The 26,227-nt window shown below is 53.6% G+C and carries 22 protein-coding genes; 16 read left to right on the top strand and 6 right to left on the bottom strand.

Translation table 11 applies throughout. The features are described 5' to 3' along the window. The first annotated feature begins 25 nt into the window (after positions 1-25). The 3 genes from uraD to pucL all read left to right on the top strand — a co-directional run bounded on the left by uraD (position 26) and on the right by pucL (position 1,834). Entirely contained in the window at positions 26-517 is a 492-nt protein-coding gene (gene uraD / locus K8V32_RS01655) for a 2-oxo-4-hydroxy-4-carboxy-5-ureidoimidazoline decarboxylase (RefSeq protein ID WP_303901874.1), read from the top strand. Then, complete coding sequence (gene uraH / locus K8V32_RS01650) at positions 514-840, top strand: hydroxyisourate hydrolase (protein WP_303901871.1); 327 nt, start codon at positions 514-516, stop codon at positions 838-840. Before uraD ends, uraH begins: the two co-directional genes overlap by 4 nt. A gap of 73 nt (positions 841-913) precedes the next feature. Next, entirely contained in the window at positions 914-1,834 is a 921-nt protein-coding gene (gene pucL / locus K8V32_RS01645) for a factor-independent urate hydroxylase (protein ID WP_303901868.1), read from the top strand. A 961-nt stretch (positions 1,835-2,795) separates the two neighbouring features. Here the strand turns inward: pucL and K8V32_RS01640 are convergent. Next, complete coding sequence (locus K8V32_RS01640; protein ID WP_303901865.1) at positions 2,796-3,596, bottom strand: IclR family transcriptional regulator; 801 nt, start codon at positions 3,594-3,596, stop codon at positions 2,796-2,798. A gap of 157 nt (positions 3,597-3,753) precedes the next feature. On the opposite strand from K8V32_RS01640, the gene K8V32_RS01635 reads away from it, so the two are divergent. The 4 genes from K8V32_RS01635 to K8V32_RS01620 are packed head-to-tail and all read left to right on the top strand — an operon-like array spanning position 3,754 to position 8,922. Further along, positions 3,754-5,142, top strand: coding sequence for an NAD-dependent malic enzyme (locus K8V32_RS01635; protein ID WP_303901862.1), 1,389 nt, complete (start codon positions 3,754-3,756; stop codon positions 5,140-5,142). A 50-nt stretch (positions 5,143-5,192) separates the two neighbouring features. Beyond that, positions 5,193-6,803 carry a malate synthase A gene (gene aceB, locus K8V32_RS01630; protein ID WP_303901859.1) on the top strand — a complete coding sequence of 537 codons (1,611 nt, stop codon included), beginning with the start codon at positions 5,193-5,195 and terminating at the stop codon, positions 6,801-6,803. After that, positions 6,800-8,077, top strand: coding sequence for a DUF6986 family protein (locus tag K8V32_RS01625; RefSeq protein ID WP_303901856.1), 1,278 nt, complete (start codon positions 6,800-6,802; stop codon positions 8,075-8,077). Before aceB ends, K8V32_RS01625 begins: the two co-directional genes overlap by 4 nt. Before the next feature lie 35 nt (positions 8,078-8,112). Next, positions 8,113-8,922, top strand: coding sequence for a bifunctional allantoicase/(S)-ureidoglycine aminohydrolase (locus tag K8V32_RS01620; protein WP_303901911.1), 810 nt, complete (start codon positions 8,113-8,115; stop codon positions 8,920-8,922). Between the two features lie 541 nt (positions 8,923-9,463). On the opposite strand, the gene K8V32_RS01615 is transcribed toward K8V32_RS01620, so the two are convergent. After that, positions 9,464-11,101, bottom strand: a complete 1,638-nt coding sequence (locus tag K8V32_RS01615) for a nucleobase:cation symporter-2 family protein (protein WP_303901853.1) — start codon at positions 11,099-11,101, stop codon at positions 9,464-9,466. 247 nt (positions 11,102-11,348) lie between these two features. On the opposite strand from K8V32_RS01615, the gene K8V32_RS01610 reads away from it, so the two are divergent. From K8V32_RS01610 to allB, 5 genes are read left to right on the top strand one after another with little or no spacing between them, the layout of a single operon-like run. Next, on the top strand, positions 11,349-12,200 hold the full coding sequence (locus tag K8V32_RS01610) for a hydroxypyruvate isomerase family protein (RefSeq protein ID WP_303901850.1): 852 nt from the start codon (positions 11,349-11,351) through the stop codon (positions 12,198-12,200). A 60-nt stretch (positions 12,201-12,260) separates the two neighbouring features. Next, positions 12,261-13,151, top strand: a complete 891-nt coding sequence (locus K8V32_RS01605) for a 2-hydroxy-3-oxopropionate reductase (protein WP_303901847.1) — start codon at positions 12,261-12,263, stop codon at positions 13,149-13,151. Positions 13,152-13,184: 33 nt separating this feature from the next. Continuing rightward, positions 13,185-14,978, top strand: a complete 1,794-nt coding sequence (gene gcl, locus K8V32_RS01600) for a glyoxylate carboligase (protein ID WP_303901844.1) — start codon at positions 13,185-13,187, stop codon at positions 14,976-14,978. An 11-nt stretch (positions 14,979-14,989) separates the two neighbouring features. After that, a complete protein-coding gene (locus K8V32_RS01595) occupies positions 14,990-16,174 on the top strand; it encodes a glycerate kinase (protein ID WP_303901841.1) in 1,185 nt (394 codons plus the stop codon). A gap of 22 nt (positions 16,175-16,196) precedes the next feature. After that, positions 16,197-17,540, top strand: coding sequence for an allantoinase AllB (gene allB, locus K8V32_RS01590; RefSeq protein WP_303901838.1), 1,344 nt, complete (start codon positions 16,197-16,199; stop codon positions 17,538-17,540). A gap of 23 nt (positions 17,541-17,563) precedes the next feature. Here allB and bcp read toward each other — a convergent pair whose 3' ends face one another. After that, the gene (gene bcp, locus K8V32_RS01585; protein ID WP_303901835.1) at positions 17,564-18,028 is read right to left on the bottom strand and encodes a thioredoxin-dependent thiol peroxidase; all 465 of its coding nucleotides are present in this window, start codon (positions 18,026-18,028) and stop codon (positions 17,564-17,566) included. A 536-nt stretch (positions 18,029-18,564) separates the two neighbouring features. On the opposite strand from bcp, the gene K8V32_RS01580 reads away from it, so the two are divergent. After that, entirely contained in the window at positions 18,565-19,974 is a 1,410-nt protein-coding gene (locus K8V32_RS01580) for a trimethylamine monooxygenase (RefSeq protein WP_303901831.1), read from the top strand. Between the two features lie 88 nt (positions 19,975-20,062). Here the strand turns inward: K8V32_RS01580 and K8V32_RS01575 are convergent, their stop codons facing one another. From K8V32_RS01575 to K8V32_RS01565, 3 genes are all read right to left on the bottom strand, one after another. Beyond that, the gene (locus tag K8V32_RS01575; protein WP_303901828.1) at positions 20,063-21,772 is read right to left on the bottom strand and encodes a hypothetical protein; all 1,710 of its coding nucleotides are present in this window, start codon (positions 21,770-21,772) and stop codon (positions 20,063-20,065) included. A gap of 204 nt (positions 21,773-21,976) precedes the next feature. Further along, the gene (locus tag K8V32_RS01570) at positions 21,977-22,774 is read right to left on the bottom strand and encodes a carbon-nitrogen hydrolase family protein (protein ID WP_303901825.1); all 798 of its coding nucleotides are present in this window, start codon (positions 22,772-22,774) and stop codon (positions 21,977-21,979) included. A gap of 68 nt (positions 22,775-22,842) precedes the next feature. Further along, on the bottom strand, positions 22,843-23,628 hold the full coding sequence (locus K8V32_RS01565) for an IclR family transcriptional regulator (protein WP_303901822.1): 786 nt from the start codon (positions 23,626-23,628) through the stop codon (positions 22,843-22,845). 150 nt (positions 23,629-23,778) lie between these two features. Here K8V32_RS01565 and K8V32_RS01560 point away from each other — a divergent pair, with 150 nt between their 5' ends. The 3 genes from K8V32_RS01560 to K8V32_RS01550 form a co-directional block, all read left to right on the top strand. Beyond that, a complete protein-coding gene (locus K8V32_RS01560) occupies positions 23,779-24,489 on the top strand; it encodes a CoA transferase subunit A (RefSeq protein WP_303901819.1) in 711 nt (236 codons plus the stop codon). Beyond that, positions 24,486-25,136, top strand: a complete 651-nt coding sequence (locus K8V32_RS01555) for a CoA transferase subunit B (RefSeq protein WP_303901908.1) — start codon at positions 24,486-24,488, stop codon at positions 25,134-25,136. The genes K8V32_RS01560 and K8V32_RS01555 overlap by 4 nt, the downstream gene beginning before the upstream one ends. Then, positions 25,133-26,227, top strand: a 1,095-nt coding sequence (locus K8V32_RS01550; RefSeq protein ID WP_303901816.1) for an acetyl-CoA C-acyltransferase, incomplete at its 3' end; no start/stop codon positions are given. The genes K8V32_RS01555 and K8V32_RS01550, both read left to right, overlap by 4 nt.

Here is a 26,227-nt window from a genome sequence, read left to right as displayed (position 1 = left end):
TTCACATTGTGGAGGTTTAGCAGAAGTGGATGTCCAGGAATTCAACGCCTTATCTCGAGAAAAGGCCCAACAAATGCTCTTACCTTGCCTAGACGTGCCTCGTTGGATCGACAGTGTGATCGATGGCAGGCCCTATGCTTCGCTTGATGAAATCCTGGACACCGCAGACGAAGCCGGAGCACTCCTGAGCGTCAGTGAAGTCGATCAAGCGTTAAAACATCACCCTCGGATTGGCCAGCGAGCCCAAGGTAAGCACACTGAGGCCCAGCTTTCTCGGAGTGAACAAGCTGGTTTGGGGCTTACCGCCGACACGCAAGCGCAATTGGAACAAGCAAATGCTGAATATGAAGCACGCTTCGACCGGGTTTTCCTGATTCGTGCCGCAGGCCGCACCTCAGAGGAAATTCTTGCGGAGCTGCGTCGGCGTATAGACAATACCCCGGAACAAGAAAATCAAGAAGTAGCACAACAGTTAAGCCAAATTGCGACGCTTCGCCTGAAAGGACTCTTCTCATGAGTTTTGTTACCGCCCACGTACTCGATGCTTCTCTCGGATCTCCAGCTTCCGGCGTGACGGTCACGCTACTGCACAGCGACAATACCGAGATTGCCCAGGCCATCACGAACGCTGATGGCCGTGTGCCCGAATTGGGCCCAGAAACCCTGGATTCCGGTGTATACCGGATCACCTTTGGAACCGGCGAATACTTTGCCGCCCGGAATGTTGAAACCTTCTACCCTTCAATCACCGTGGATTTTACGGTCGATGCGGAACAGGAGCACTACCACATCCCGTTGCTACTCAGCCCATTCGCCTATTCCACCTATCGCGGCAGCTGACCCAGGAGCTGATGAAAAAACTCAGTCAGCGGTTGCTGCAAGGACTAAGGAACCAGTTATAGGAGACAATTCAATGACCAGCCCAACCATGGAAAACACTTCAGTGGATAACGACACCGTACGCTTGACGGCCAATCAGTATGGCAAAGCAGAAAATCGTGTGGTGCGAGTGTACCGCGATACAAAGCGACACAGCCTCCGCGACTTGAATGTCACCTCTCAGTTGCGCGGCGATTTTCAAACCGCCCATACCGAGGGAGATAACGGAAACGTCGTTCCGACTGACACGCAGAAAAACACGGTTTTCGCCAAAGCAAAAGAGGAAGGCATTGACTCACCCGAGCAATTCTTGCTTAGCCTGGCAGACCACTTCACATCTAATTTCGACTGGGTCACCGGTGGCCGCTGGGCTGCAGAAGAATTCGGATGGTCTCGAATCAATGATCATGACCACGCGTTCTACCGGTCTGCTCCGGAAATCCGCACGGCAGTATTAGTCCGCGACGGAGACCGCGACGTCATGATCTCAGGCTTTTACGACCTAACGGTATTAAAAACCACAGAATCGGGATTCGTGGGCTATCCCAAGGATCAATATACGACGCTAGAAGAAACCGAAGATCGCATCCTGGCCACAGATATAGCTACTCGCTGGCGGTACAACACGACCGACGTGGATTTCGAATCGACATACCAACAGGTCAAAGAAATCATCTTAGCCACCTTTACTGATCACTACTCCTACGCTCTGCAGCACACCCTGTACCAAATGGCAGAAAAGGTCATCGCAGCGATACCTCAGATCGATGAGATCAAGTTCTCGTGCCCGAATAAACATCACTTCCTGTATGACCTGGAGCGTTTTGGCTTAGAGAACCCCAACGAAGTGTTTTATGCAGCAGATCGACCATATGGCCTGATCGAAGCAACCGTTGCGCGCAAAAGTGCCACGCTCGACGAGCGCGATTGGATCGGCATAGCAGGGTTCTGCTAACCGTTCGAAATTCGCTCTAGATCACCACACAGTATCGGATCGGGGCATGCAACAGGTATACGCCTGCTGCATGCCCCGATCCGATTGCGTTTTCGAAATTGCCAGAAAACTCAGTGATGCGACCAGCAGACGAGTTCATCAGACGGATTCTCCCTCCGGGAAGTCAACGCGCCAGCGCTAACTGTGTTACCTGAAAGTCACTCTCGCTACGCAACATCTAAAATGCGATAGCTACGACGGGATATCCGTGTCGGCGACCATGACGGCACATAAGAAAATGCAGGAGAGACCATCCCTCTGAGTTCGTCGTCGGTAGTATCGTTTGGCGCCATAGCGGGCTATGACTTCTTCAATGGACACAGCATCATACTGACCATATGACGTCCTGCAGAATGACGGCGAAACAGGACTTGGATACTTTCCAACCCGAAATGCGGTTAGCTAATAAAGGTCGCAACGAGTGAAGCGTCGCAATCGAAAATTTCACTCGGCGCTGTCCTAAAAAATGTGCCCTAGAAACCCAGATGGCAAACGCAACGGCCACCAACGAACTATACTTGCGCCGTTGTTGGCGCAGATTACTTCGGCCCATAGTCGTGCAGCAGACAGCCCTATTCAGGAGCCTCAAACAGTTGAGATCACCGGCAAGCTGGCAGCACAGATTTCAACCAGGGCACTTTGCACAACAGCGGTGTTGATTCATTGAGCGGGGTGAAATCTGGATCGTCGCCACCCACGGGACCCCATTTATCTGTATAAAAAGAGATGTGCGACGGTTCTTGATTATGATGAGCAGTCAAACTAGCCTACTTTCATATAGCGGAATAAAGAATTCGCTTCATGAAATTAGTATCCTAGAGTGCGTCATTCAAGTCAAGGGCCGCCAATGAAAGATTGACCTCAAATACACAAACCCTGGGTACAAGAGCCCAGGGCCTATGTTGCGGGAGCATGGTGTCTGCTACTCGGTTCTATTCAACTCCGCGCTAATGTGCAGCGCAGACTCATGCAATAGGGGAATAGCGCGCGTGGCAAATTCGTCATCAAGCCGGCTCTTGGGCCCTGAAACAGAAACAGCCATCGGCGTGGGAGCGTCCGGCACATTTACCGCAAAACAACGAACCCCTAACTCCTGTTCCTCTTCATCGATGGCATAGCCGCGCTCCCGAACGCGATCGAGCTCATCCAGGAGATCCTCATAATTCGTGATAGTCTTCGGCGTCAGCTCAGGCATGCCAGAAGAGTGCACGATCTGACTGATCCGCTCATGCCCCAGACTCGGCAAGATCGCCTTGCCAACTCCCGTTGCAGAGGGGTGAACACGCCGTCCAACCTCAGTAAACATACGCATGGAGTGCTGCGATGGAACCTGTGCAGCGTAAACCATCATGTCACCATCAAGCACCGCTATATTGGCAGTCTCGCCTAGATCATGCACCAGTGAGCGCAAATGCGGGCGAACAATATCCCCAAGCTGTCGGCCAGCAAGGTCACCAAGGCGCATGAGTGCTGGCCCCAGTGCATATCCGCGATCCTCCATCTGCCGAGCACATCCCAGCCCCACTAAAGTTCGAAGCAGTCGATGAATGGTTGGCATTGGCAGATCCGCCCGTTCGGATAGTTCACTAAGTGTCGCGCGACCGCCAGCATCAGCAATTAGATCCAACAACGCAAATGCCCGTTCCACGGACTGCACGCCTGACCTTGCGGGCTTCTTCGCCTGCTCGGCGACATCAAGCCCGCTATTCTTTTCCCGCTCCATGACCGACTCCTTCGCATCTGAGATTGCTCTCATGCTACAACGAATTTATGGAAACATGTTTCCACTTGCCGAAATGACCGTGATGCACGATACTGTATTTCACATAGTAACTCAATGATTCCACCATATGAAATAAGATGCCATTTGAGGAGTGCATATGTCCACACCAAGCCCCGGCTATTCCATTACCGTTCGAGTCGCCACTCCGGCTACATTCACCGCAACGTCTGATGTCACCAACGCTGTAGCCAGCACTGGCGCACAGATCACCGGGGTAGACGTTGTCGAGTCCTCCCACTCTGGGATGACCGTCGACGTCTCGTGCAATATCAGAGACCGAGCCCATGGAGAGCAAATCCGGGAAACGGTAGATGCGCTTGAGGGAGTCGAAGTTGGCAATATCTCTGACCGGACTTTTTTGATGCATTTAGGTGGCAAGATTGAATCGACACCCAAGGTGCCACTTCGTAACCGTGATGACTTATCGCGAGCCTACACTCCCGGTGTCGCTCGTGTATGCCAGGCAATCGCCAAAAATAAGGCCGATGCTCGCAATCTCACGATCAAACGCAATACGATCGCGGTGGTCACGGACGGCAGTGCAGTATTAGGCCTCGGTGACATCGGCCCCGAAGCAGCCATGCCTGTCATGGAAGGCAAGGCCGTCCTCTTCAAACAATTTGCTGGGGTCGATGCATGGCCGGTGGCTTTAGACACAAATGACACAGAGGAGATCATTGCGATCTGCAAGGCGCTTGCACCAGCATACGGGGGTATCAATCTGGAAGATATCTCCGCCCCGCGCTGTTTCGAAATCGAATCGCGCCTACGTGACGAGCTGGACATCCCAGTATTTCATGACGACCAGCACGGGACAGCAATAGTCACCCAAGCTGCACTGATCAACGCGTTGAAAGTAGTTTCAAAAGACATCGCCGATGTTCGGATCGTAGTTTCAGGAGTTGGCGCTGCAGGAACAGCAATCATTAAACTACTCATTGCTTCTGGAGCCCGCCACATTCTAGCTGCCGGCCGCAACGGAGTTATTGAGCGCGGTTCAACGCACGCAGACGAGCATCGCCAGTGGCTAGCTGAACACACCAACCAAGAGGGCTTTACCGGTTCGTTGAAAGATGCCGTGGTGGGCGCTGACATATTTATCGGAGTTTCGGCCCCAGATCTGTTAGACGAGCAAGATATCAAAGCAATGAATCCCAAGGCAATCGTCTTTGCCATGGCCAATCCAGATCCAGAAATACACCCTGAGGTTGCTGCACGCCACGCGGCAGTTGTGGCGACAGGACGTTCGGACTACCCGAATCAGATTAATAACGTCCTGGCATTTCCAGGGTTCTTTCGCGGATTATTGGATGCCCAAGCTAGTGACATCACCGATGAAATGCTGGTTGTCGCTGCACAAGCTATCGCATCGTGTATTTCTCATGATGAGCTGAATCCTGGATACATCATCCCGTCAGTTTTTGATCCCGAGGTGTCGACGCGTGTTGCTGAAGCTATTACAGCAAACGCACGTCAATACGCCTAGCTCGTTTCACCATCTCTCAGTCCTTTTTCCAAAACCCCAAAGGAGCACCGATGACTATTAGCATGACTGAACATATAACCCTGGACCGCGCAGATGAGATCCTCACGCCAGAAGCCTTGGCCTTTGTCGAAAAACTCCATCGACACTTTGCCGCACGACGTGATGCTTTGCTTGAAGCTCGAGCGACCAGTCGACGAGAGGCTGCCCAAGCCGGGACCATGGATTTCCTACCAGAAACTCAACATATTCGGGACGCCGACTGGAAGGTAGCACCCACACCCGAAAAACTACGCGATCGTCGCGTTGAGATCACCGGCCCGGTGGCCCCAGCAAAAATGGCGATCAACGCACTAAATTCTGGCGCAAAAGTCTGGTTGGCTGACTTAGAAGATGCTTCCGCGCCGTTTTGGCACAACGTGGTCGAATCGCAGATCAATCTCTACGATGCCACCCGAGGTACCTTATCTTTCACTTCCCCAGAGGGTAAGTCCTATACGCTGCGTCCCGCCGAGGAACTAGCTACAGTCGTGGTTCGTCCACGCGGTTGGCACCTTTCCGAGAAAAATATCCACGTCGATGGTCAACGTGCCATCGGCGCACTAGTAGATTTTGGCCTCCATTTTTTCCATAACGCCGCACTATTGCACGAGCAAGGTAACGGACCGTTCTATTACCTGCCAAAGCTAGAACACTACCTAGAAGCTCGCCTGTGGAACGATATCTTCACGTTCTCAGAAGCCGAACTCGGCCTGGACCACGGCATCGTGCGTGCAACTGTGCTGATTGAAACGATCCCGGCGGCCTTTCAAATGGATGAAATTCTCTATGAACTTCGTGACCATGCTGCCGGCCTGAATGCTGGACGCTGGGATTATTTGTTCTCAATTATTAAAACGTTCCGCGAAGCTGGCGAAAAATTTATTCTCCCAGATCGTGCCGATGTTGCCATGACCGCACCGATGATGCGCGCCTACACCGACCTTCTGGTTCAAACCTGTCACCGTCGAGGCGCCTTTGCCATCGGTGGGATGGCAGCCTTTATCCCCAACCGTCGTGAACCCGAAACCAATGAAATCGCCATGGCCAAGGTCCGGGCTGATAAACAACGCGAAGCCCAAGATGGCTTCGATGGTTCTTGGGTAGCCCACCCTGACCTCGTCCCCATCTGTGTTGAAGAATTCGACAAAGTGCTCAGAGACAAACCTAATCAGGTAGATCGACAACGCGACGAGGTACACGTTACCGCAGCTGATCTGTTAGACGTTGAATCCACCCCCGGCCAAGTTACCGAGGAAGGCGTACGCAACAACCTCTACGTGGCCGTGGCGTACACGGCTGTTTGGTTATCCGGCAACGGCGCCGTAGCCATCCGCAATCTTATGGAGGATGCCGCCACCGCAGAAATTTCTCGCTCCCAAGTCTGGCAGCTCATCGCCAACAAGGTGACCACCGCCGATACCGGTGAGGTCCTGACGGCCGACCGCGTTACAGCTATCCTTAATGAAGAAGTGGAACGACTCCGTCAAGAAGTCAACGACGATGCCACATTTACCCGCTACTACCAACCCGCCGCAGATATCATCGGACGCATTACCACCGGTCGCGACGAGGACTTTGTGGATTTCCTAACTCTGCCCGCCTACGAGGTGATCGACCAGTGATTCTCAACGACACTACGTTCCGGAAGTTGGATCAGGTTCTGGCTGGCACGGATGCGTTGTTAGCTGATGCTTATCCCGGCGATGATGGACGTCGCCAACCGGTACATACGGTCTATGTACCTGCTGACCAGTTCAGTTTCGATACCGCACAGCGTTGGGGCCAACAGGCCCTCGAGGCAGTTCAACAGCGAGGTAGAATGCGACAACTCGCAGATCTCGTCCTGGACCACACCAGCGATCCTGCCTACCGAGATGAACTCGCCCAGCTTGTAGAGCGCAAACTTGGCACCGAACCAGTCGAAGACCTTCGAATTGATTTTGAAGATGGCTACGGACAGCGCAGTGACGCTGAAGAAGATCGGCATGCGATCGCGGCCGCAAAACAAGTAGCCAAGGCATTAGCAGAAGGTTCTGCCCCGCCATTCATCGGTATCCGTTTCAAATGCCTCGAAGCTAATCTACGCGCCCGTGGCCTACGCACCTTAGAACTGTATCTCAGTACGCTGCTTGAACAAACCGGGCAGCTACCTGAATCAACCACTCTGACGTTGCCAAAAGTCACCACTGTTGATCAGGTCAAAGCTATGAACGATATAGCGGCCACCTTGGAAACTGGTTTCAAGATGCCACAGGGTGCACTGCGATATGAGGTGCAGGTTGAAACACCCCAACTGATTATCAGCGCCGAAGGCCGTTCCGAAGTCGCAAGAGTCATTCATGCCGGGAAAGGGCGAATTACCTCCCTGCATTACGGAACCTACGACTACTCGGCATCACTGGGAATAGCTGCGGCGTACCAATCCATGGATCACCCAGCTGCAGATTTCGCCAAGAATATCATTCTGACAGCCGTCGCCGAAACAGGCGTGCATTTTTCAGATGGCTCGACAAATATCCTGCCAGTTGGCGATGAGAATCAAGTTAATCAAGCTTGGCAACTTCATGCCCGTCTCGTCAGCAGGCATCTACGCCGTGGTATTTATCAGGGTTGGGATATGCACCCAGCACAACTCCCCACTCGATTTTTAGCAACCTTTGATTTCTTTAACCGATCGCTGACTTCTGCTGTGCAACGATTAGAGCAGTATGTGCGTGCTGAAAGTGATGGCATCATGGATGAACCCGCGACAGCAAAGGCACTAGCGCGGTATGTTCTTCGTAGCACGGCATGCGGTGCAGCAGATGCAGCAGAGATTCACCAAAGGCTCGGTTTGGATCAGCTCGCTCTGGAGCATCTGGCTTCAACCGGACTCGTGCCACAGTCAGCAACGTGATGATTGAACTGTTCAAGGAGACTGCTTTGACCCCAATTCCCCCATATTATGCCCCGCAAGGCGGCCACCCACCCCAAACCGATCTGCTGACTGATCGAGCAGTCGTGACCGAAGCCTACACCGTGATCCCCAAGGGGGTGCTGAGAGATATTGTCACCTCGGTGCTCCCCGAATGGACAGATACCCGCGCATGGTTCTTAAACCGTCCGGTTGCAGGCGGAGCCACCACTTTCGCGCAACTCATTATGGAGGTGCAACCGGGTGGAGGATCTACTCACCCCGAGCCACAGCCCGAAGTCGAAGGCTTTCTCTTCGTCTTAGAAGGATCCATTTCAGTCCAATGCGAGGGTGAAACTCACGAACTATCGGCCGGCGGGTTTGCGTTCCTACCTCCGGGCGCAGCGTGGCAAGTGCACAACGCTGGTGCCACTGCGGCACGATTCCACTGGTTCCGGAAGCGCTATGAACCGCTGCATGGCTATACGCCACAGGCAGCATTTGGCCATGAATACGATATTGAGCCGGTTGCCATGCCAGACACTGACAATAAGTGGCGCACCACGCGATTACTGGACACCACGAATCTAGCCTACGACATGCATGTCAACGTGGTGACTTTCGAACCCGGTGCGGTGATTCCTTTTGCCGAAACCCATGTCATGGAGCACGGCATCTACATCCTGGAAGGCAAGGCCGTGTACCGGCTCAATGCCGATTGGGTAGAGGTGGAAGCTGGCGACTATTTCTCCCTGCGCGCTTTCTGCCCTCAGGCCTGCTACGCCGGCGGTCCGTCGAATTTTCGGTACCTGTTGTATAAGGACGTCAACCGTCAAGTCATGCTGTGATCTGTTAGTACGATACCTGACGCTATGGCGGTGTTGTTCCGAAGTATCGGGGCAACACCGCCATTATCGTGTTCCTGCATATTGTCGTGTGTTGGATCGAACCCTGTCGATTCCTGAACCATCAGCCTACTGAACCGGGCATGTTCAGCATTAGCACGACTGGGGGTCTTGCGCTGTTCTTACTGGCCTGCTCAAGATATTAGCCCGTTACGTCCTTTTACAGCACGTTGTTATGGAGACGTGAACCGGCTCTGACTTGCACTCGACCACCCATAAGGACACCACGGTGTCAAGCCCGTGATTATGCCTCTACCTCATAACCTTCGCGGGGAGCCCATGTACAAAACAGCCGCCATGAGTCCAAGAGACTCAGCGGATCAATCCACAAAGGGAATGTCCCAACTACGGCCGGACCCACGCAAAGCTGCATCGAAGGCAAAAAGCGTCTGTTCGGTCAGATTCCGACCGAACAGACGCATGTATTGACTTTTCATATAGAGATGAATGGAACAGCGGTTACGCTCCCGTAGTAGCTTCAGCGCTACCTCACACCGCGCCCTTGACTAATGCTTGCCTCACCATTCTCGCGATCCTCAGATGAATCCGCAGACGTGGTTGGCTGTTTGTCTTTGACGACCACCTGAGCTATTTCCGCTGTTGTGGTGACTTCCCCGCATTGAATCTTTTCTCGTACCTCAGGAAGTTTTTCTTCCGGCACTACCGGAATCTCTTCACCATCACAGTCTACGAGCTTGCCACCAGTAAACAGGTCTCCATCTTGGAGAACTTCTAAATGTGCTGGGGTGAGGTATCGCAGCGGCTTAGCTGCGAATGTCGATGCCTGTGTTGTGGTTTTTGCTGCGATTTCGTTGAAGACAATATTGAGAATCACAGCGACGATGGCCGCAGAAGAAATACCGGAGTGGAAGATGGTTTCGAACCAAGCCGGGAATCCTGCATAAAAGTCTGGGCTAACCACTGGGATCATGCCAAAGCCCAGTGCAGAGGCAACAATGACCAGGTTCATATTACCGTCGTATTTGACGGTTGACAGGCTCCGGATACCTGAAGCGGCAACCGTGCCGAATAGTACGATACCGGCACCACCAAGGACCGGCATTGGAATGGCAGCAACTACTTGGCCCAGCCATGGAACCAACCCGAGCACCACCATGATTCCACCGCCCGCAGTGACGACCCAACGCGATTTAATCCCAGATAGCGCTACCAGGCCAACATTTTGAGCGAAAGCAGACTGCGTGAAAGACCCAAACAATGGTGCCAATGCCGAAGATAACATGTCAGCTCTTAGTCCGTCTGCAATGCGGCGAGAGTCAACCGGGGTTCCGATGATCTCCCCGACGGCAATGATATCTGCGGTAGTTTCGGTCTTAATCACCAAGATCACAATGACCATGGAGACAATGGCCGCAATATCAAACGTAGGTACCCCGAATTCAAGTAAGCCAGGAAATGCGATGGGCACCCCATCACCGACGTCGGAGAAGTCGGCTTGACCTAAGGTCCAGGCCACGACGGTACCTGCAATAAGACCCAACAGGATTGCTAAACGCGATAGTAACGCCACACCCACCTTCGAGAAGATAATGATGATAGCAAAGGTGAGTAATGCCAGACTGATATTCGTAATTGATCCGTAGTTATCAGCCGTGTTATCGCCGCCCATTGCCCAGTTGGCCGCTACGGGGAATAACGTTAACCCTATCGCTGTGATCACAGTTCCGGTAACTACCGGTGGGAAAAAACGAACGATTTTTGCGAAGAACGGCGCAATCAAAAAGCCGATGACACTGGCTGCAATGATCGCTCCGAAGACATCCTGCAGCCCGTTTCCACCGCTAATTATGGCAAGCATGGTAGCGACAGCAGCAAAGGAAACTCCTTGCACAAGCGGCAGTCGGGAGCCTAAGAAGGGTAATCCAGCTGACTGCAAGATCGTTGCTAGACCTCCAACGAATAGCGTGCCGGTCACCATTTTGGCAATTTCGTCAGGAGAGAGTCCTGCGGCATTACCGATGATGAGCGGGACAGCAAGAATCCCTCCATACATGGTCAAGACGTGTTGTACCCCGAAGGCAAGAGAACGTCCGAACGGTAATCGTTCATTTTCCGGGGCATCAGGGGAAGCATAGGCAGGTTTTGCGAAAAGAGATTTCACGATCCCTCGTTTCGGTAGGTATCAAAGATAAAGACGATAGTTCCATGATGTGAAATTACAATTCCAAAAGATATTGTAAGTGTAGCCTGCATCACATATGTGCTGTCAAGGTGTTCGGAAACCCGACGGGCGCACTGCTGTAGCGCTACACCATTGAGCAAAACTTGACTCAACTCACATTGCCCTCTACGCTAACTTTCACAGATCAAAAATACTTTTCCACAATATGAAAACACTGGAGGAAGTTGTGACTGAGACCGTGAAATCAGAGCAAGAACGTCGCCAGCAATTTACCGCCCAAGATTTCGTGCTGAATTGCTCTACGCTGCTCACTGAGCTGCCCGTCAACGATCGAGCAGCTGCTGCTGCGGCTGAGGGTTTTACCCAAGTTGAGTTCTGGTGGCCATTCGATGGCAACCCGGTTCCAGGCGAGCACGAAGTGCAAGCATTCATTGATTCACTAAATAATGCCGGTGTCTCACTTGTCGGTTTGAACTTTTGGGCGGGCCATATGGCTGGCGGAGATCGCGGACGAGTTTCGACCAAAGGCGAATGCTCTGCATTCAAAGAAAACGTCGAAGTTGTAGTGGAGATTGGAAAGCGTACTGGTTGCAAAGCCTTCAATGCACTCTATGGACTTCGACAGTCGGATTTCACTGCTGAGGAACAAGACGCGCTTGCGATCAAAAACCTCGTTCATGCTGCAAATGCAGTCTCCGAACTCGACGGTACTGTCTTGCTGGAACCCGTCTCAGGTGCAGAGGATTACCCGCTGAAGACAGCCGCAGATGCCCTGCGGATCATTGATGAGGTCAAGAATGGCGATGCCGAGGTAGGCAATGCTCAAAATATTGCTCTCCTTGCTGATTTTTATCATCTGGCGGTCAACGGCGACGATGTTGCACAAGTCATCGAACATCATGCTGCCGACTTCGGACACATTCAGATCGCAGATAATCCAGGCCGCGGTGCGCCCGGAACCGGAAGTCTGCCGTTATTTGCATGGCTCGATCGGGCTCGCGAACTCGGTTACACCGGCCACGTCGCCTTGGAATATAAGCAAGACCACGCATCAGCATTCGATTGGCTCAAGAACTAGCAGTGCCTTGAGGGTACTTACCTCATTGAGGACTCTTACTACGAAAGGATCTCTTGTATTATGACAACGAAAAACGTCGCTTTCATTGGTTTAGGCATTATGGGGCTACCCATGGCCAAGAACCTAGTCCAGGCAGGATTCAATGTCACCGGATACAATCGTTCTCCTGGCAAAGTCGAAGAACTCGTGACAGCTGGAGGCAGAGCTGCCTCTACGATTGCTGAGGCTGTCCAGGATGCCGATGTCATCATCACTATGGTGCCGGACTCTCCACACGTGACCGAAGTGGTAACAGGTAACGATGGGGTTTTTGCTAACGCGCCTGAAGGCGCCTATTGGATTGATAACTCATCAATTCGACCCGATGTAACCACCGAACTCTCGGCACAAGCCCGTGCTGCAGGAATCAAACCGCTCGATGCCCCAGTATCAGGTGGTGAACAAGGTGCAATCGATGCAGTGTTGTCCATCATGGTTGGAGGAGAACAAGAAGATTTCGATGCAGTCCAAGATGTTCTCAATGCCATGGGCAAGACCATCGTCCTAGTTGGTCCTTCAGGGTCGGGACAAACCGTAAAAGCCGCTAACCAACTGATCGTTGCCGGCAATATCCAATTGCTCGCTGAGGCCATTGCGTTCCTCGAGGCCTACGGCGTCGATACATCTTCAGCCTTAGAGGTGCTCGGTGGCGGGCTGGCCGGTTCCAAAGTTCTGGAACAAAAAGGCCAAAAGATGCTGGATCGGGAATTCTCACCTGGTTTTCGACTGGAACTACACCACAAAGACATGGGTATTGTGACCTCCGCGGCTCGCGAAGCGGGTGTGATCATTCCAATCGGGGCCGCAGTTGCTCAGTTGGTCGCAGCAACTGTAAGCGCCGGCGACGGCGGACTGGATCACTCCGGTCTGTTCCGTTTGGTAGATCAGCTATCCGCTCGAGCAGATAACTAAGAATGAACACAGTTTTGACTCAAGGAGATCGAAATGACCATCATGCGCGCAGTTGATGCCATCGCACTGATTCTGGAAAAGGAAGGCGCAACCGAAACCTTCGGTTTGCCAGGTGCCGCTATCAATCCGCTATATTCGGCGATGAAAGCCCACGGCGGGATAAAGCACACGTTGGCACGCCATGTTGAAGGTGCCTCGCACATGGCCGACGGCTACAGTCGCGCCGAAGCCGGCAATATCGGGGTGTGTATCGGGACTTCGGGTCCAGCTGGAACCGATATGATCACGGGATTGTATGCTGCCGCTGCTGATTCGATACCTATCCTGTGTCTGACTGGGCAGGCACCAGTCGCGGTCTTACACAAAGAAGACTTTCAAGCAATCAATATTGATGAGATCGCCAAACCACTATGCAAGATGGCCGTCACCGTATTAGAAGCCGGTCAGATTCCGGGTACCTTCCAAAAAGCTTTCCAACTCATGAGATCGTCTCGCCCTGGCCCGGTGCTAATCGACCTACCAATTGACGTACAGATGACGGAAATTGATTTCGATATTAATACGTATGAGCCTTTGCCAGTGGTTAACCCGCAGGCTACTGAAGCTCAAGCCAATAAGATTCTTGACTTATTATTCGCTCATGAGCGGCCACTGATTATAGCCGGTGGCGGCATCATTAACGCTGACGGCGCTACGGAACTCGTAGAGCTAGCTGAGCTCCTGAACATCCCGGTTGCCCCGACGCTTATGGGATGGGGTGCAATCCCAGACGACCACCCCCTGATGTCAGGCATGGTGGGAATCCAAACACACACCCGGTACGGTAATGCGACGTTCTTAGAGTCCGACGTTGTTCTGGGTATCGGTAACCGCTGGGCGAACCGCCACACCGGAGACCTCACAACGTATCGTGCCGGACGCAAATTCATACATGTCGATATCGAACCAACCCAGATCGGACGAGTGTTCTCCCCTGATTACGGGGTGGTTTCGGATGCAAAAGCCGCACTACAAGCTCTCTTGGCGGCCGCACGCAAACGCCAAGCTGCCGGCACAATCCCAAACTATACAGATTGGTCAGATGCTTGCACTGCACGCAAGGCACAACTCCAGCGCAAAACGAACTTCGATCACAAACCGATCAAACCGCAGCGCGTATACCAGGAAATGAACCGTGCCTTTGGTCGCGATACCACGTATGTGACCACGATCGGGCTGAGTCAAATTGCCGGAGCGCAAATGTTGCACGCATATCGTCCGCGTTCCTGGATCAATGCCGGCCAAGCCGGACCGCTGGGGTGGACAGGTCCAGCAGCACTGGGTGTAGCCCGCGCCAAACCTGATCAAACTGTCGTGGCACTTTCGGGCGACTACGATTTCCAGTTCATGATCGAAGAGTTGGCCGTCGGAGCACAGCATAACCTGCCGTATCTGCACGTAGTAGTGAATAACTCGTATCTCGGTCTCATCCGGCAGTCGCAGCGCGCTTTCGATATGGATTACGAAGTGTCCTTGGCATTTGAAAACATCAATGCTGGCGCGGCTGCTCAAGAATCCGGTACCGCCGGTTACGGAGTCGACCATGTCAAAGTAGCCGAAGGGCTCGGTTGCAAGGCGCTACGGGTTGAAGATCCGAACCAATTGGGTCCGGCATTTGAACAAGCCCGATCATTGATGGATCAATACAAGGTACCGGTCGTCGTCGAAGTCATCCTGGAACGTGTTACGAACGTTGCTATGGGTACTGCCCTGGATAACATCAATGAATTTGAAGACCTCGCCGTTACCGCAGCAGACGCTCCTACTGCACTCATGCTGCTGGACTAACGGTGAGCCCGATGAACATCCAACCGGTCGTTGTGATCGCTCCAGATAAGTTCAAAGGGTCTGCCACCGCGAAGGAGGTTGCCGCAGCGCTCACAAGGGGTCTCCGCTCGGCAACCTCCTCCGCGGAGGTGCGCTGTGTGCCAGTCGCAGACGGTGGTGAAGGCACCATCGATGCCGCCGTTGCGGCTGGCTTCACACAGCAAACAGCATTGGTCACCGGACCGCTAGGCCGTCCCGTCGAGGCACGGTGGGCTATAAAGCACTCATCCGATCGCACCGATGCGGTCGTGGAGTTAGCACAAGCTTCGGGAATCGAGTTATTGGAACCCACCCGAAGTACAGGGGCCACGGCTACGAGTCGAGGCACCGGAGAACTATTGCAAGCCGCTCTTGAAGCCGGGGCAACCCGGATTGTCCTGGGACTTGGCGGCTCCGCCTGTACAGATGGCGGAGCTGGTATGTTGGCTGCCCTCGGCGCAAAACTCCTGGATCAAAACGGGATTACGGTGGCAGACGGTGGTGGCTCGTTGCACAAACTACACCGGATTGAGCTGACCGATATCGATCCACGGTGGGCCCACACTGAAGTCATCTTGGCCAGTGATGTCGATAACCCACTATTGGGCATCGATGGCGCTGCACGGGTCTTCGGCCCACAAAAAGGGTTATCCGATGACGACATAGCAGGATTTGACACTTCCTTAGGGCATTTTGCTGAGCGGCTCAGGGATGCTGCAGCACAGACTTTCGGCCGTGAGGCCGCTCAATCCGTCACCGACGCGATCACCAAGCCCGGCGCCGGTGCAGCCGGTGGTACCGGATTTGCAGCCATGGCTGTCTTGGGGGCGAAACGACGTCGAGGAATAGATGTCATTTTGGACATCGTTGATTTTGCCTCTGCACTCACCGACGCAACCCTGGTGATTACCGGGGAAGGCAGTCTCGACGTTCAAACACTGCAAGGAAAAGCTCCGGTGGGTATCGCTCAAGTGGCGAATCAGCACCAGATTCCGGTGTTTGCGGTATGCGGACGCAGTTTGTTGTCTGATCGTCAAGCAGCAGGTGCCGGGTTCGACCGAGTATTTGCGTTAACTGAGCTCGAGTCTGATCCTGAGGTGTCTATGCGTGAAGCACAGGATTTGTTAGTCCGACTCGGTGCCCGCATCGGTAATATCTTGTTAGCACACTCAGTGTGACGAAAATGAAAGGAATCCAGCAATGGCAAAACCTGTATTCGATGTTGTATTTCGGGCCGAACACGTCCTACATCAAAGGCAGTTCAGTCCGCTTGAAATCGGTGTCCGAGACGGCAAAATCGAGGCCATTGAACCACTGGGGGCCAATCTAAGCAGCCATCAGGTGGTCGATGTTCAAAGTCAACAGGTATTGTTACCTGGATTGGTGGACACGCACGTCCACGTCAACGAACCGGGACGAACCGAGTGGGAAGGTTTTGATTCAGCGACCCGTGCAGCCGCCGCAGGCGGTGTAACCACGCTCATCGACATGCCGCTAAACTCGATTCCTTCCACAGTCAATACTGATGCGCTGGCTATTAAACAGGCCGCTGCCAAAGATCAAATCCATGTGGATACAGGCTTTTGGGGTGGCGCCGTCCCGGGCAACATCGATGCGCTGCGACCGTTGCATGACAATGGCGTTTTCGGGTTCAAATGTTTCCTAGAACATTCCGGGGTGGATGAATTTCCCAAGCTCGAGACCGACGAAATGCAACGAGATATGGCTGAGCTGAAGAAGTTTGATGGCCTGATGATCGTTCATGCTGAAGATGCTCACACCTTAGAGCACACTCGCGCCCAGGGCATTCATGCCAGCCGACGCTACGCCGACTTTTTGGCGTCTCGACCTGGCGAAGCAGAGTCGGTAGCCATCCAATCGGTCATTGAGGCTGTACGGGCTACCGGCTGCCGCGCACACATCCTACATCTTTCGAACGCTGAATGTTTAGAACAGCTCGCTGCGGCAAAAGCGGAAGGGCTGCCAATTACCGTCGAAACGTGCCCGCATTACCTTACTTTTTTGAGCGAAGACATCCAAGATGGCAAGACCGCCTTCAAGTGTGCACCACCAATTCGCGAGAAAAACAACAGAAGTCGCCTTTGGCAGGGGCTCCAAGACGGGGTGATAGACATTGTAGTATCAGATCACTCACCGTCGACGTTAGAGCTCAAAGAAAACGGCCACGGGGACTTCGATACCGCATGGGGTGGCATCTCCTCACTCCAATTGGGCCTTTCGGTCATGTGGACCGAAGCCCAGCAATATGGCATTGAGTTATCGCAGGTCGTGACATGGATGGCGGAACAACCAGCTCGTATTGCTCGTGTGGCAGGCAAGGGTCAGCTAGCGCTTGGGTATGATGCCGATCTGGTTATCTTCGACCCGCAAGCCACATGGACGGTTGATGCTGGGAGTTTGCATCATAGAAACCCTATTACGCCGTACGATCGGCGCGAGTTGCAAGGTCAGGTCCAAGACACATGGTTACGCGGCAAAAAAGTGGACTTCCACACGCCGAAAGGTCAATTCTTACGACGGTAGAAGTCCACTGTTTCGTCGTTGATTCAGATACCAAGTGTGTCGCGTAACCGCGCGACGTGGCCCTCGGCATCGACGTTATATTCAGCATGTTGCACAGTGTGGTCACCGTCCAACACAAATGTCGACCGCAACGTGCCTTCAATGGTTTTGCCGTTAATGGTTTTGGTGCCATAACTGCCATAGGCTTTGGCTATTTGGGAGCCCGGATCCGATAACAGTGGAAAAGTCAGTCGCTCTTGTACCGCAAAAGCTTTAATATCTTCTGGTGCATCCGGTGAGATGCCAATGACTTGATAACCTGCCGCCCCCATCGAATTGATGTTGTCTCGAAAATCGCAAGCCTCGGTGGTACACCCGGGGGTAGCGGCCTTGGGGTAAAAGTACACGATGGTTTTCTTATCACGGAAATCATCTAGTGACACCTGCTGACCATCGCCGTCCTGCAATTTGAATGTTGGTGCGACTTGTCCGATCTGAAGTTGAGACACAGCAGACCCTCCTTATTTCATATTGTGGAAATTATATTCACTACTGTGAAATTAAGTGTGTCGCATTTCACGCTATTGATCAAGTCTAGAGTGACGATAACTTGATTCTTATCGACCAGAGGACAGGGTACTTAAAGAATGCTCCTGAGGTAACTCCGGCTTGCTAATAATGCCGCTCCACAGCATTTTCGCAACGAAGCTCCGCTAGCCAGCGATCACCAACCAGCCAAGGAGCCCACACCCGGGCGGCACGTGGCATGCTCATGCAATACCCTGCCCGGTCTATGCCAACCAACTATGCCAGGCCGAACCTGCCCGACGGAAAAGTCATAAGCGCCATGAATTTTTCCAAGTTGATACGGTGAGTTTGTTCAGCATGTCCAAATAAGGCATTCTGCCGGGGTTTTATTCTGCCCGTTCCCGGAAGAACGGCACCACCCTGGTACCACGGAGTTCGTGGGGCGTAGAGGCTACGCAATTTTGCTGAGATTGCCTCCGCCGCCTAACCGGCATGCATAAATTAACGAAAGGACACTGTGGAAAGACAGCGTATTGCGATTATCGGAGCCGGCCCGAGCGGTCTGGCAGCATTGAGAGCTTTTGAATCGGCAGAACGTGCCGGGGCAGAAATCCCTGAAATCGTTTGCTATGAGAAGCAAGACGACTGGGGAGGGCAGTGGAATTACTCGTGGCGCACCGGTCTGGACCAATACGGTGAGCCGGTGCATTCTTCAATGTACCGAAACCTCTGGTCGAACGCTCCAAAGGAGGCTCTCGAGTTCGCAGAGTATACGTTTGATGAGCACTTCGGCCGTCCTATCTCGTCTTACCCACCACGTGAAGTGTTATGGGATTACATTGATGGTCGCTTACGCTCAAGCAACACAAAAGACAAAGTCCACTTCGCAACAGCAGCGCGTTGGGTACAATACAACGAAACTACCGGCACTTTCACGGTCACGGTAGAAGATCTCAAGAACCGGACCACTTCGTCGTCGGAATTCGATCGAGTCATCGTAGCCACTGGTCACTTCAGCTTCCCAAATGCCCCATCATTTGAAGGCATCGAGACCTTCCCGGGCTCGGTAGAACACGCACACGATTTCCGAGGTGCCGAAAAGCTGGCAGATCAACGTGTCCTGATGATCGGTTCCTCATACTCGGCCGAAGATATCGGCGTCCAGGCATATAAGATGGGCGCTCGCAGCGTTACGCTGAGTTACCGGTCCAACCCCCTCGGACACGCCTGGCCTCAAGGCATGGAAGAACTACCCCTGGTCCAGCGCATTGATGGCAATACAGTGCACTTTGTCAACGGTGAAGTCCGTGAATTTGATTCGATTGTCATGTGCACTGGCTACATTCATAAATACCCATTCTTACCAAGCGACCTAGCCATCGACTCGCCAAACAACGTGTATCCTAGCGGCCTCTACCGCGGCGTCGTCTGGCAAGAAAATCCGAAACTGTACTATCTGGGTGCACAAGACCAGTGGTTTACCTTCAATATGTTTGATGCCCAGGCCTGGTATGTTCGCGACCTCATCCTTGGCCGCACAGCACTACCGTCCGCGCAAGACCGTGCAGCACATATTGAGGCGTGGTCGAAACGCTTCAGCGAATTGGCCTGCATGGAAGACGAAGTTCGTTTCCAAGCCGACTACATTCGTGATCTGATCGAAAACAGCGACTACCCTATGTTCGATCTCGACTCTGTTGTAGAGATTTTCCTCGCGTGGCAGCGCGATAAAGCCGAAAACGTGCTGACCTACCGCGATAAGCAATACCGTTCAGTTATGACAGGAACGATGGCGGCACAGCATCACACCCCCTGGATGCGCGAGCTCGATGACTCGTTGCAACGTTATCTGTCACAACCTGAAAAAGACGAGATAGCAAAGATGCTTGATGACGAAGACGCTACCGAATCTGTCAGCGCAAACTAAGCGCTGACAAACTCGGCACTGATCAGTAGAGTTCAGCCGCCAACCCACGATGTGTTGGCGGCTGAGCTCTTTGCTATTGCAGCGCGTCCTAGTAATAGTGATCGTAGGGCGCGATATTCCACACCCGATGTGCTGTTTTGTCTTGGGTGATGGGTTCGCCAGCTTCTGTGAGGATCTTCTTGGCGATATCTAATTCGTTTTGTGCCTCTTCGCGATCCTGATACATGAACTCATCGGAGGCTTCCGAGGACGCATTGGCGACCTTTTCTTCTAAGGTTCGGATAACCAGTTCTTGTTCTTTCAGCACGTCAGCGTGAGCTTTTTCCACCCATGCCGGCTGTCTGACGCGATTGATATCTGCGGTTCGAGCGTACTCTTCAGCGGTCTGTTTATAAATGAGTCCCGCGTTTTCGTGGATGTCGAGCATGATGGCTTCGATATCATCTTTGGTCAGGTCATCTGGATTCAACGGTTGTTCACGTCGACGCCCACCGATGCCCTTGTGCGTGAGATAGTACGGGAACATGGTCTGGATCAATTTGCCAGCTGGCTTGACCGATTCGCCGTCGTCGTTGAGCCCTTTCGGCTGGACTCCTTGGATGCCGATGCGTCCTGATTCTGGGCGAGCAATCTCTTCGGGAGGAATGAAACCGTGGCGCAACAGTTCACGAATCCCCGAGCCTGAAATGTAGATCCGTGTGCTGTCATCGTGTGCGCAGGTTTTCAAGGTTGTTGGCTGAGCACAGCGTACGCAGTAAAACACCTCGTTGAAGAATCGAATATCGATGCCCAACTCTTCGGGGGTGAACTCATCGAAAATGCTTTGGCTTTCATAGAGCTCGTAGTAGTCCCCCACGCCGGCATAGTCGCGACCAACGATCTTGTGCGTGCATCCAAGATTTTTCAAAATGAGCGCATGAAGTACTGCTTCGCGTGGACCTGCAAATACATAGGTCACCCGCAACGGAAACATGATGGTTCGATCTGATGGATAGTATTCATCCAGTACACTTCGATACGCCAGCATCCGGAACTCATGGCGGGTATATTCACGTTTGGCCATTTCTACCAGCGGCAACAACAGCAACGCGTCAACCTCTTCTAAGAGGTTCTTTTGCATGTATTCATGGCCGCGGTGCATTGGGTTTGCCCCGGTTACGAATCCTGCCACACTGGTGTACTTTTGCTCTTCATAGAAAAGCTGCCAGGTTTCTTTGGGTTCCATCCGCATACCTTCAAACGGTCCCCAGTCGGGTCGATTCAACAACGTGATTTTCCCGGCTAGTGCGGTATCTCCCATGCGCCGATAGATGGCATCGACACCGGGGTGTTTGCGATCCGTGGTGCCGAAAATATGTTTGGCACGGTGGGCTCTGTCGTAGGAGAAAATATCGTCCAGGTGTAGCAGCGCGATGGGTTTATGGTCTTCGTCGATCAAGGCTACTTCGTCCCCGACGGACAGGGATTTGACGACTTGGCTATTGCGTTCACCGATCGGGGCGAAACTCAAAGGAACCGGCCAAGGTAAGCCGTTTGTCATGCGCCCGGTTTCTAAACAGGAGAGGTATTCTTGCTCATTCATGAAGCCTTCATTGGGCGAAAGGACGCCGGTAGCAATCAGTTCTAAAGTAATAGCGGCTTCAAGATCCACCATGATCTTCGGTACGGTTTGGGCTCTTTGCAGTCCTTGTTTTCGCACCTCGCCTGTTGCCACGCGGTCCACGAGCTTGCCACCGTGGGGCTGTTGCGGATAGGTCGCGAATTTTTCTTGATCCAGTACCAATGCTTGTTCTACCATTGCTCCCCTTCTTGACTTGAAGTTCCATCCAAGCTCTGTGACCCTCATCACGAGCACATATACATCGGATGGTACTGCCAGGTTTCACAAAAAGGAACTGTCCATATCCCCTGTCGGAAGTCATGTTGTCACGACAACGATTTGTCACCGCCGGGGTGAGATTTATTCGAATCCGCGACGGAGTCCATGATTGGGGCCTGAATATTAGACTTTCGGTTGGACAGTGAAGCGTCGTCCGGCCAACGCGGGGTTTATTGCCCGGGTATTTGCTATGCGTTCTGGGCTAAGGTCTGCTCGTGCGATACCGACGTCATCGCCAATCATGGCAATGGTGTTGCCCATCGGATCGATGATTGAGCTATGACCAACACCGGTTGGCGCGGATTGGCCAGCGGCTACAACATAGACCGTGTTCTCGATGGCACGAGCACGCAGCAATGTCGTCCAATGGTTTTCTTTTAACGGGCCTGGAACCCAGGCAGCGGGAAGCGCCAATACGTCTGCCCCAGCATCAACCAACACCCGGGAGACTTCCGGAAAGCGCAGGTCATAACAGGTTTGCAAACCAATCTTAAGGCCCTTGACTTCCATGAGCTGCGGTTCGGCGATGGCACCAGGTTCGATCCATTTGGATTCTTGGGCCCCGAAAGCATCATAAAGGTGCAGTTTGCGATAGGTGGCCTTGACTTCGCCGTCTTGAACCCCAACCAGGGTATTGAATACACGCCCCTGGCCATTGGGTTCATTCAGGCCTGCGATGATGGCAATATGCTGTTCGGCGCTCAGCGTCCGCAAGGTGGTGACCGTACGGCCGTCGAGCTCTTCGGCATTTTCCACATACGTTGCGTCAATATCCGGTTTGGTATAGGTGGCATACTCTGGCAGCACCGCCAGGTCTGCGCCCTGGTCGGCGGCGTCACCGATGAGTTGTTTGAGGAGCCCCAGATTCTCGTCTTTATTAGTTGTTGGAGCGTACTGGATAACTGCAGCGTGAAGATTCATCCGTTTCTTTCTCCAAAGTCAAGCGTGCTAGCAGACTAGCGTTCTACGGCCCGGGGAAAAAGGTCTCATCACCGTTGATTCCACGCTTGCTGTTGGAGAGCCTGGGATAATTCATGTGCGTGGTGCATCAGCAACCTGCCCATCTCGTCTCGACGAGGTTGTTTGAACCGTTGCTCAATACCAGTCAGGCTCAGCGCACCGGCAGGAAATCCCGTGGCGTCGAAGACTGGAGCCGCTATCCCCCAGCTGCCTTCAACGATCAGGCCCGGGTTGGTTACATATCCTTTATGACGGCCGTCGGCAATGCGCTCACGGATTGACGCTGGGCTATGGGTGGCCGAATACTCGGCGATCAGATCATGTTCAGCAAGGTAGTCTTCAACCTGGCGTTGCGGCATGAACGCCAGGATTGCCAGGCCAGCAGAGGCGACGCCGAGCGGAAATCGCCGTCCCTCATACAGTACGAAGGACCGGATGGGGAATGCGCCGTCCTCACGGACTAAACATACGGTCTCATGGCCGCGCAGGGTGGAGAAGAACGCGGATTCTTCGGTTTGCTGCGCTAAGGCGTGCACATGTTTTTGTGCGGTCTCGGTGACGTCGTACCGGGCGCCGGCGATATTGCCCAATAAGAAGAGCTCCGGGCCCAGCAGCCACCGGCCGGATTTGGCATCCTGGTCACAGAATCCTTCAGCGGCCAAGGAGTCCAGGATGCGATGCGCTGTGGGCCGTGCCATGTCAGACTGGCGGGCAGCATCCGAGGTTGTGATGCCCTCGGGCATAGCACCAGAGACCACTCGCAATAACGCTGCTGCGCGGGACAGTACTTGGACACCGGCTCCTTTTTTCACCATGTCCACATTATGAACACTATCTGTGTCTCTTGTCACCTTCTGAGCAGTTGACATGGAAAATGTAGGGAACACTTGTTCATTGATAAGGCCATCAGTAGGTTCATTAGCAGAGTCAGCAATCACCACATCGTGGACAGATGAGAAAAGGGTATGCACTTGAAGTACCAAGATGATGCGCTGGCGGCACTGGCCAGCGTCGTAGAAGATGGAATGACCATCGCCGTCGGTGGATTTGGGCTCTCCGGGAACCCCACCCGTTTGATTCATGCCCTGCGTGACACGGGAGCCAAGGATCTCACCATCGTTTCCAATAACATGGGTGTCGACGGCAAGGGTTTGGGGATCCTGTTAGAAAACCAGCAGGTTTCCAAGGTCATTGCCTCCTATGTGGGAGAAAACAGCCTGTTTGCACAACAGTATCTCTCCGGTGAGCTCGAAGTGGAGTTCTCGCCGCAAGGCACACTGGCCGAACGACTGCGTGCTGGCGGCGTTGGTATTCCGGCGTTTTTCACCGCAACGGGTGTTGGCACCGAAATTGCCGAGGGCAAAGAAGAACAGGTCTTCAACGGTCAGCGTGCCATTATGGAAAAAGGTATCCGCGCTGATATCGCCCTGGTCAAAGCGCACACAGCCGATACAGAAGGCAACCTGCGGTACCGCAAGACCGCTATGAACTTCAATCCACTGGCAGCCATGTCGGGTCAGTTCACGCTGGCCGAAGCTGAGCACATGCTCGACGATTTCATGGATCCCGAACTGGTCCATACCCCGGGTATCTTCGTCCAGGCGCTCGTGGATGCTGATCCGGTCAAGGAAATTGAAAACGTTACTGTCCGCTCCCTGCAGGAGGTTGCATCATAATGTGGACCCGCGATGAAATGGCAGCCATTGCCGCAGCAGAACTCACCGATGGCCAGTACGTCAACCTTGGCATTGGGATGCCAACCCTGGTGGCAAATAATCTGCCCGAGGGCGTCTCGGTCAAATTGCAATCCGAAAATGGGCTGCTCGGCATGGGGCCTTTCCCGTACGAGGGTGAAGAAGATGCCGATCTGATTAATGCTGGCAAACAGACGGTGACGGTCGAACCGGGCGGTAGCTTTTTTGATTCGGCCACCTCGTTTGGGATGATCCGCGGCGGTCACGTCAAAACCGCGATCTTGGGGGCCATGCAGGTTGCTTCAAACGGCGACCTAGCGAACTGGCAAATCCCGGGCAAGCTTGTAAAAGGCATGGGTGGCGCCATGGATCTGGTGGCGGGCACCCCGCACGTGGTGGTTATGACCGATCACGTTGCTAAAGATGGCTCACCGAAAATTGTCACCGAATGTACGTTGCCACTGACTGGAGCGGGCGTCGTTGACCGCATTATCACCGACCGGGCAGTGTTCGACGTCGTTGATCACCAACTGGTGCTGCGTCGAATTGCTCCCGGCCACACGGTGGATGAGCTGCAAGAGATTACCGGTGCTGACTTTGCTGTGGAACTGGAGGAGGTAGCCGCATGACCGCCTATATTGCAGGATACGCGCGGACCCCATTTGCCAAATTCACCGGCCAGTTGGCCACCGAAGCAGCCGTTGATCTCGGCGCGCACGCAGTGTCCGCAGCGCTAGAACGCGCGGGCATCTCTGCCGACAACGTTGATCAGGTGATTGCCGGCCAAGTATTGCAGGCTGGAGCGGGGCAGAACCCTGCGCGACAGACCGCGGTGGCTGCCGGGATTGGCTTCAATACACCCGCCCAGACGCTCAATGTGGTGTGCTTATCGGGTACCGAGGCGATTTCGCAAGCCAACCGACTGATCAACGCTGGCGAAGCGGAAGTTGTGGTCGCCGTCGGGCAAGAATCCATGTCGCAGGCGCCGCACGTGGCAACGCTGCGCTCGGCTACCAAATACGGGGTCGCAAATTTTCAAGACACCGTTGATCATGATGGACTCACTGATGCGTTCGAACGCATCGCCATGGGCACGTTGACTGATCAGGGCAATAGCCAGTTAGGGCTCAACCGATGCGACCAAGACGCCTACGCGGCCCAGTCGCATCAGCGGGCGGTACAGCACCAAGCGTTTCTCGCCGACGAGATCGCACCCTATACCGTCAAGACCCGTCGCGGGGAAATAGTCATCGAGTACGACGACGGAGTGCGTGGTGATGCTACCGCCGAATCGCTAGCTAACCTGCGCCCGGCGTTTACCCCGGATGGCACCGTGACGGCGGGCAATGCCTCACAAATCACCGATGGCGCTGCAGCCGTTGTGGTGGTGTCTCAGGCAGCGGTCGAGCGCATGGGGTTGAAGCCGCTGGCACGGATTGAATCCACGGCATTCGTTGCCGGACCAGATGTGCAGCTGCACTCACAACCGGCCAATGCGATCCGCTGTGCACTCAAGAAGGCCGGTTATGACACCGCCGAGTTGCAGGTCGTGGAAATTAACGAAGCTTTTGCGTCCGTCTCGCTGCAATCGGCCAAGGAGCTGGGCGTTGAGCTCGACCGAGTGAATCCTCGTGGCGGTGCAATTGCGCTGGGACATCCGATTGGAGCTTCGGGAACCCGAATTGTTGGCACGTTAGCACGCCAACTGGCTGAAACAGGC

Origin of the sequence: Enteractinococcus helveticum (assembly GCF_020742345.1) — a bacterium.
In the GTDB taxonomy this organism is placed as follows: domain Bacteria; phylum Actinomycetota; class Actinomycetes; order Actinomycetales; family Micrococcaceae; genus Yaniella; species Yaniella helvetica_A.
The sequence above is the reverse complement of the archived record's forward strand: the minus strand, read 5'-3'. Positions and strand labels throughout refer to the sequence as shown.

Coding starts and splice junctions, on each gene's coding strand:
- uraH (WP_303901871.1), top strand. CDS start 514: ATGAGTTTTGTTACCGCCCACGTACTCGATGCTTCTCTCGGATCTCCA.
- pucL (WP_303901868.1), top strand. CDS start 914: ATGACCAGCCCAACCATGGAAAACACTTCAGTGGATAACGACACCGTA.
- K8V32_RS01640 (WP_303901865.1), bottom strand. CDS start 3,596: ATGGAGCGGGAAAAGAATAGCGGGCTTGATGTCGCCGAGCAGGCGAAG.
- K8V32_RS01635 (WP_303901862.1), top strand. CDS start 3,754: ATGTCCACACCAAGCCCCGGCTATTCCATTACCGTTCGAGTCGCCACT.
- aceB (WP_303901859.1), top strand. CDS start 5,193: ATGACTATTAGCATGACTGAACATATAACCCTGGACCGCGCAGATGAG.
- K8V32_RS01605 (WP_303901847.1), top strand. CDS start 12,261: ATGACAACGAAAAACGTCGCTTTCATTGGTTTAGGCATTATGGGGCTA.
- gcl (WP_303901844.1), top strand. CDS start 13,185: ATGACCATCATGCGCGCAGTTGATGCCATCGCACTGATTCTGGAAAAG.
- K8V32_RS01595 (WP_303901841.1), top strand. CDS start 14,990: ATGAACATCCAACCGGTCGTTGTGATCGCTCCAGATAAGTTCAAAGGG.
- allB (WP_303901838.1), top strand. CDS start 16,197: ATGGCAAAACCTGTATTCGATGTTGTATTTCGGGCCGAACACGTCCTA.
- K8V32_RS01575 (WP_303901828.1), bottom strand. CDS start 21,772: ATGGTAGAACAAGCATTGGTACTGGATCAAGAAAAATTCGCGACCTAT.
- K8V32_RS01570 (WP_303901825.1), bottom strand. CDS start 22,774: ATGAATCTTCACGCTGCAGTTATCCAGTACGCTCCAACAACTAATAAA.
- K8V32_RS01565 (WP_303901822.1), bottom strand. CDS start 23,628: ATGGTGAAAAAAGGAGCCGGTGTCCAAGTACTGTCCCGCGCAGCAGCG.
- K8V32_RS01560 (WP_303901819.1), top strand. CDS start 23,779: ATGCACTTGAAGTACCAAGATGATGCGCTGGCGGCACTGGCCAGCGTC.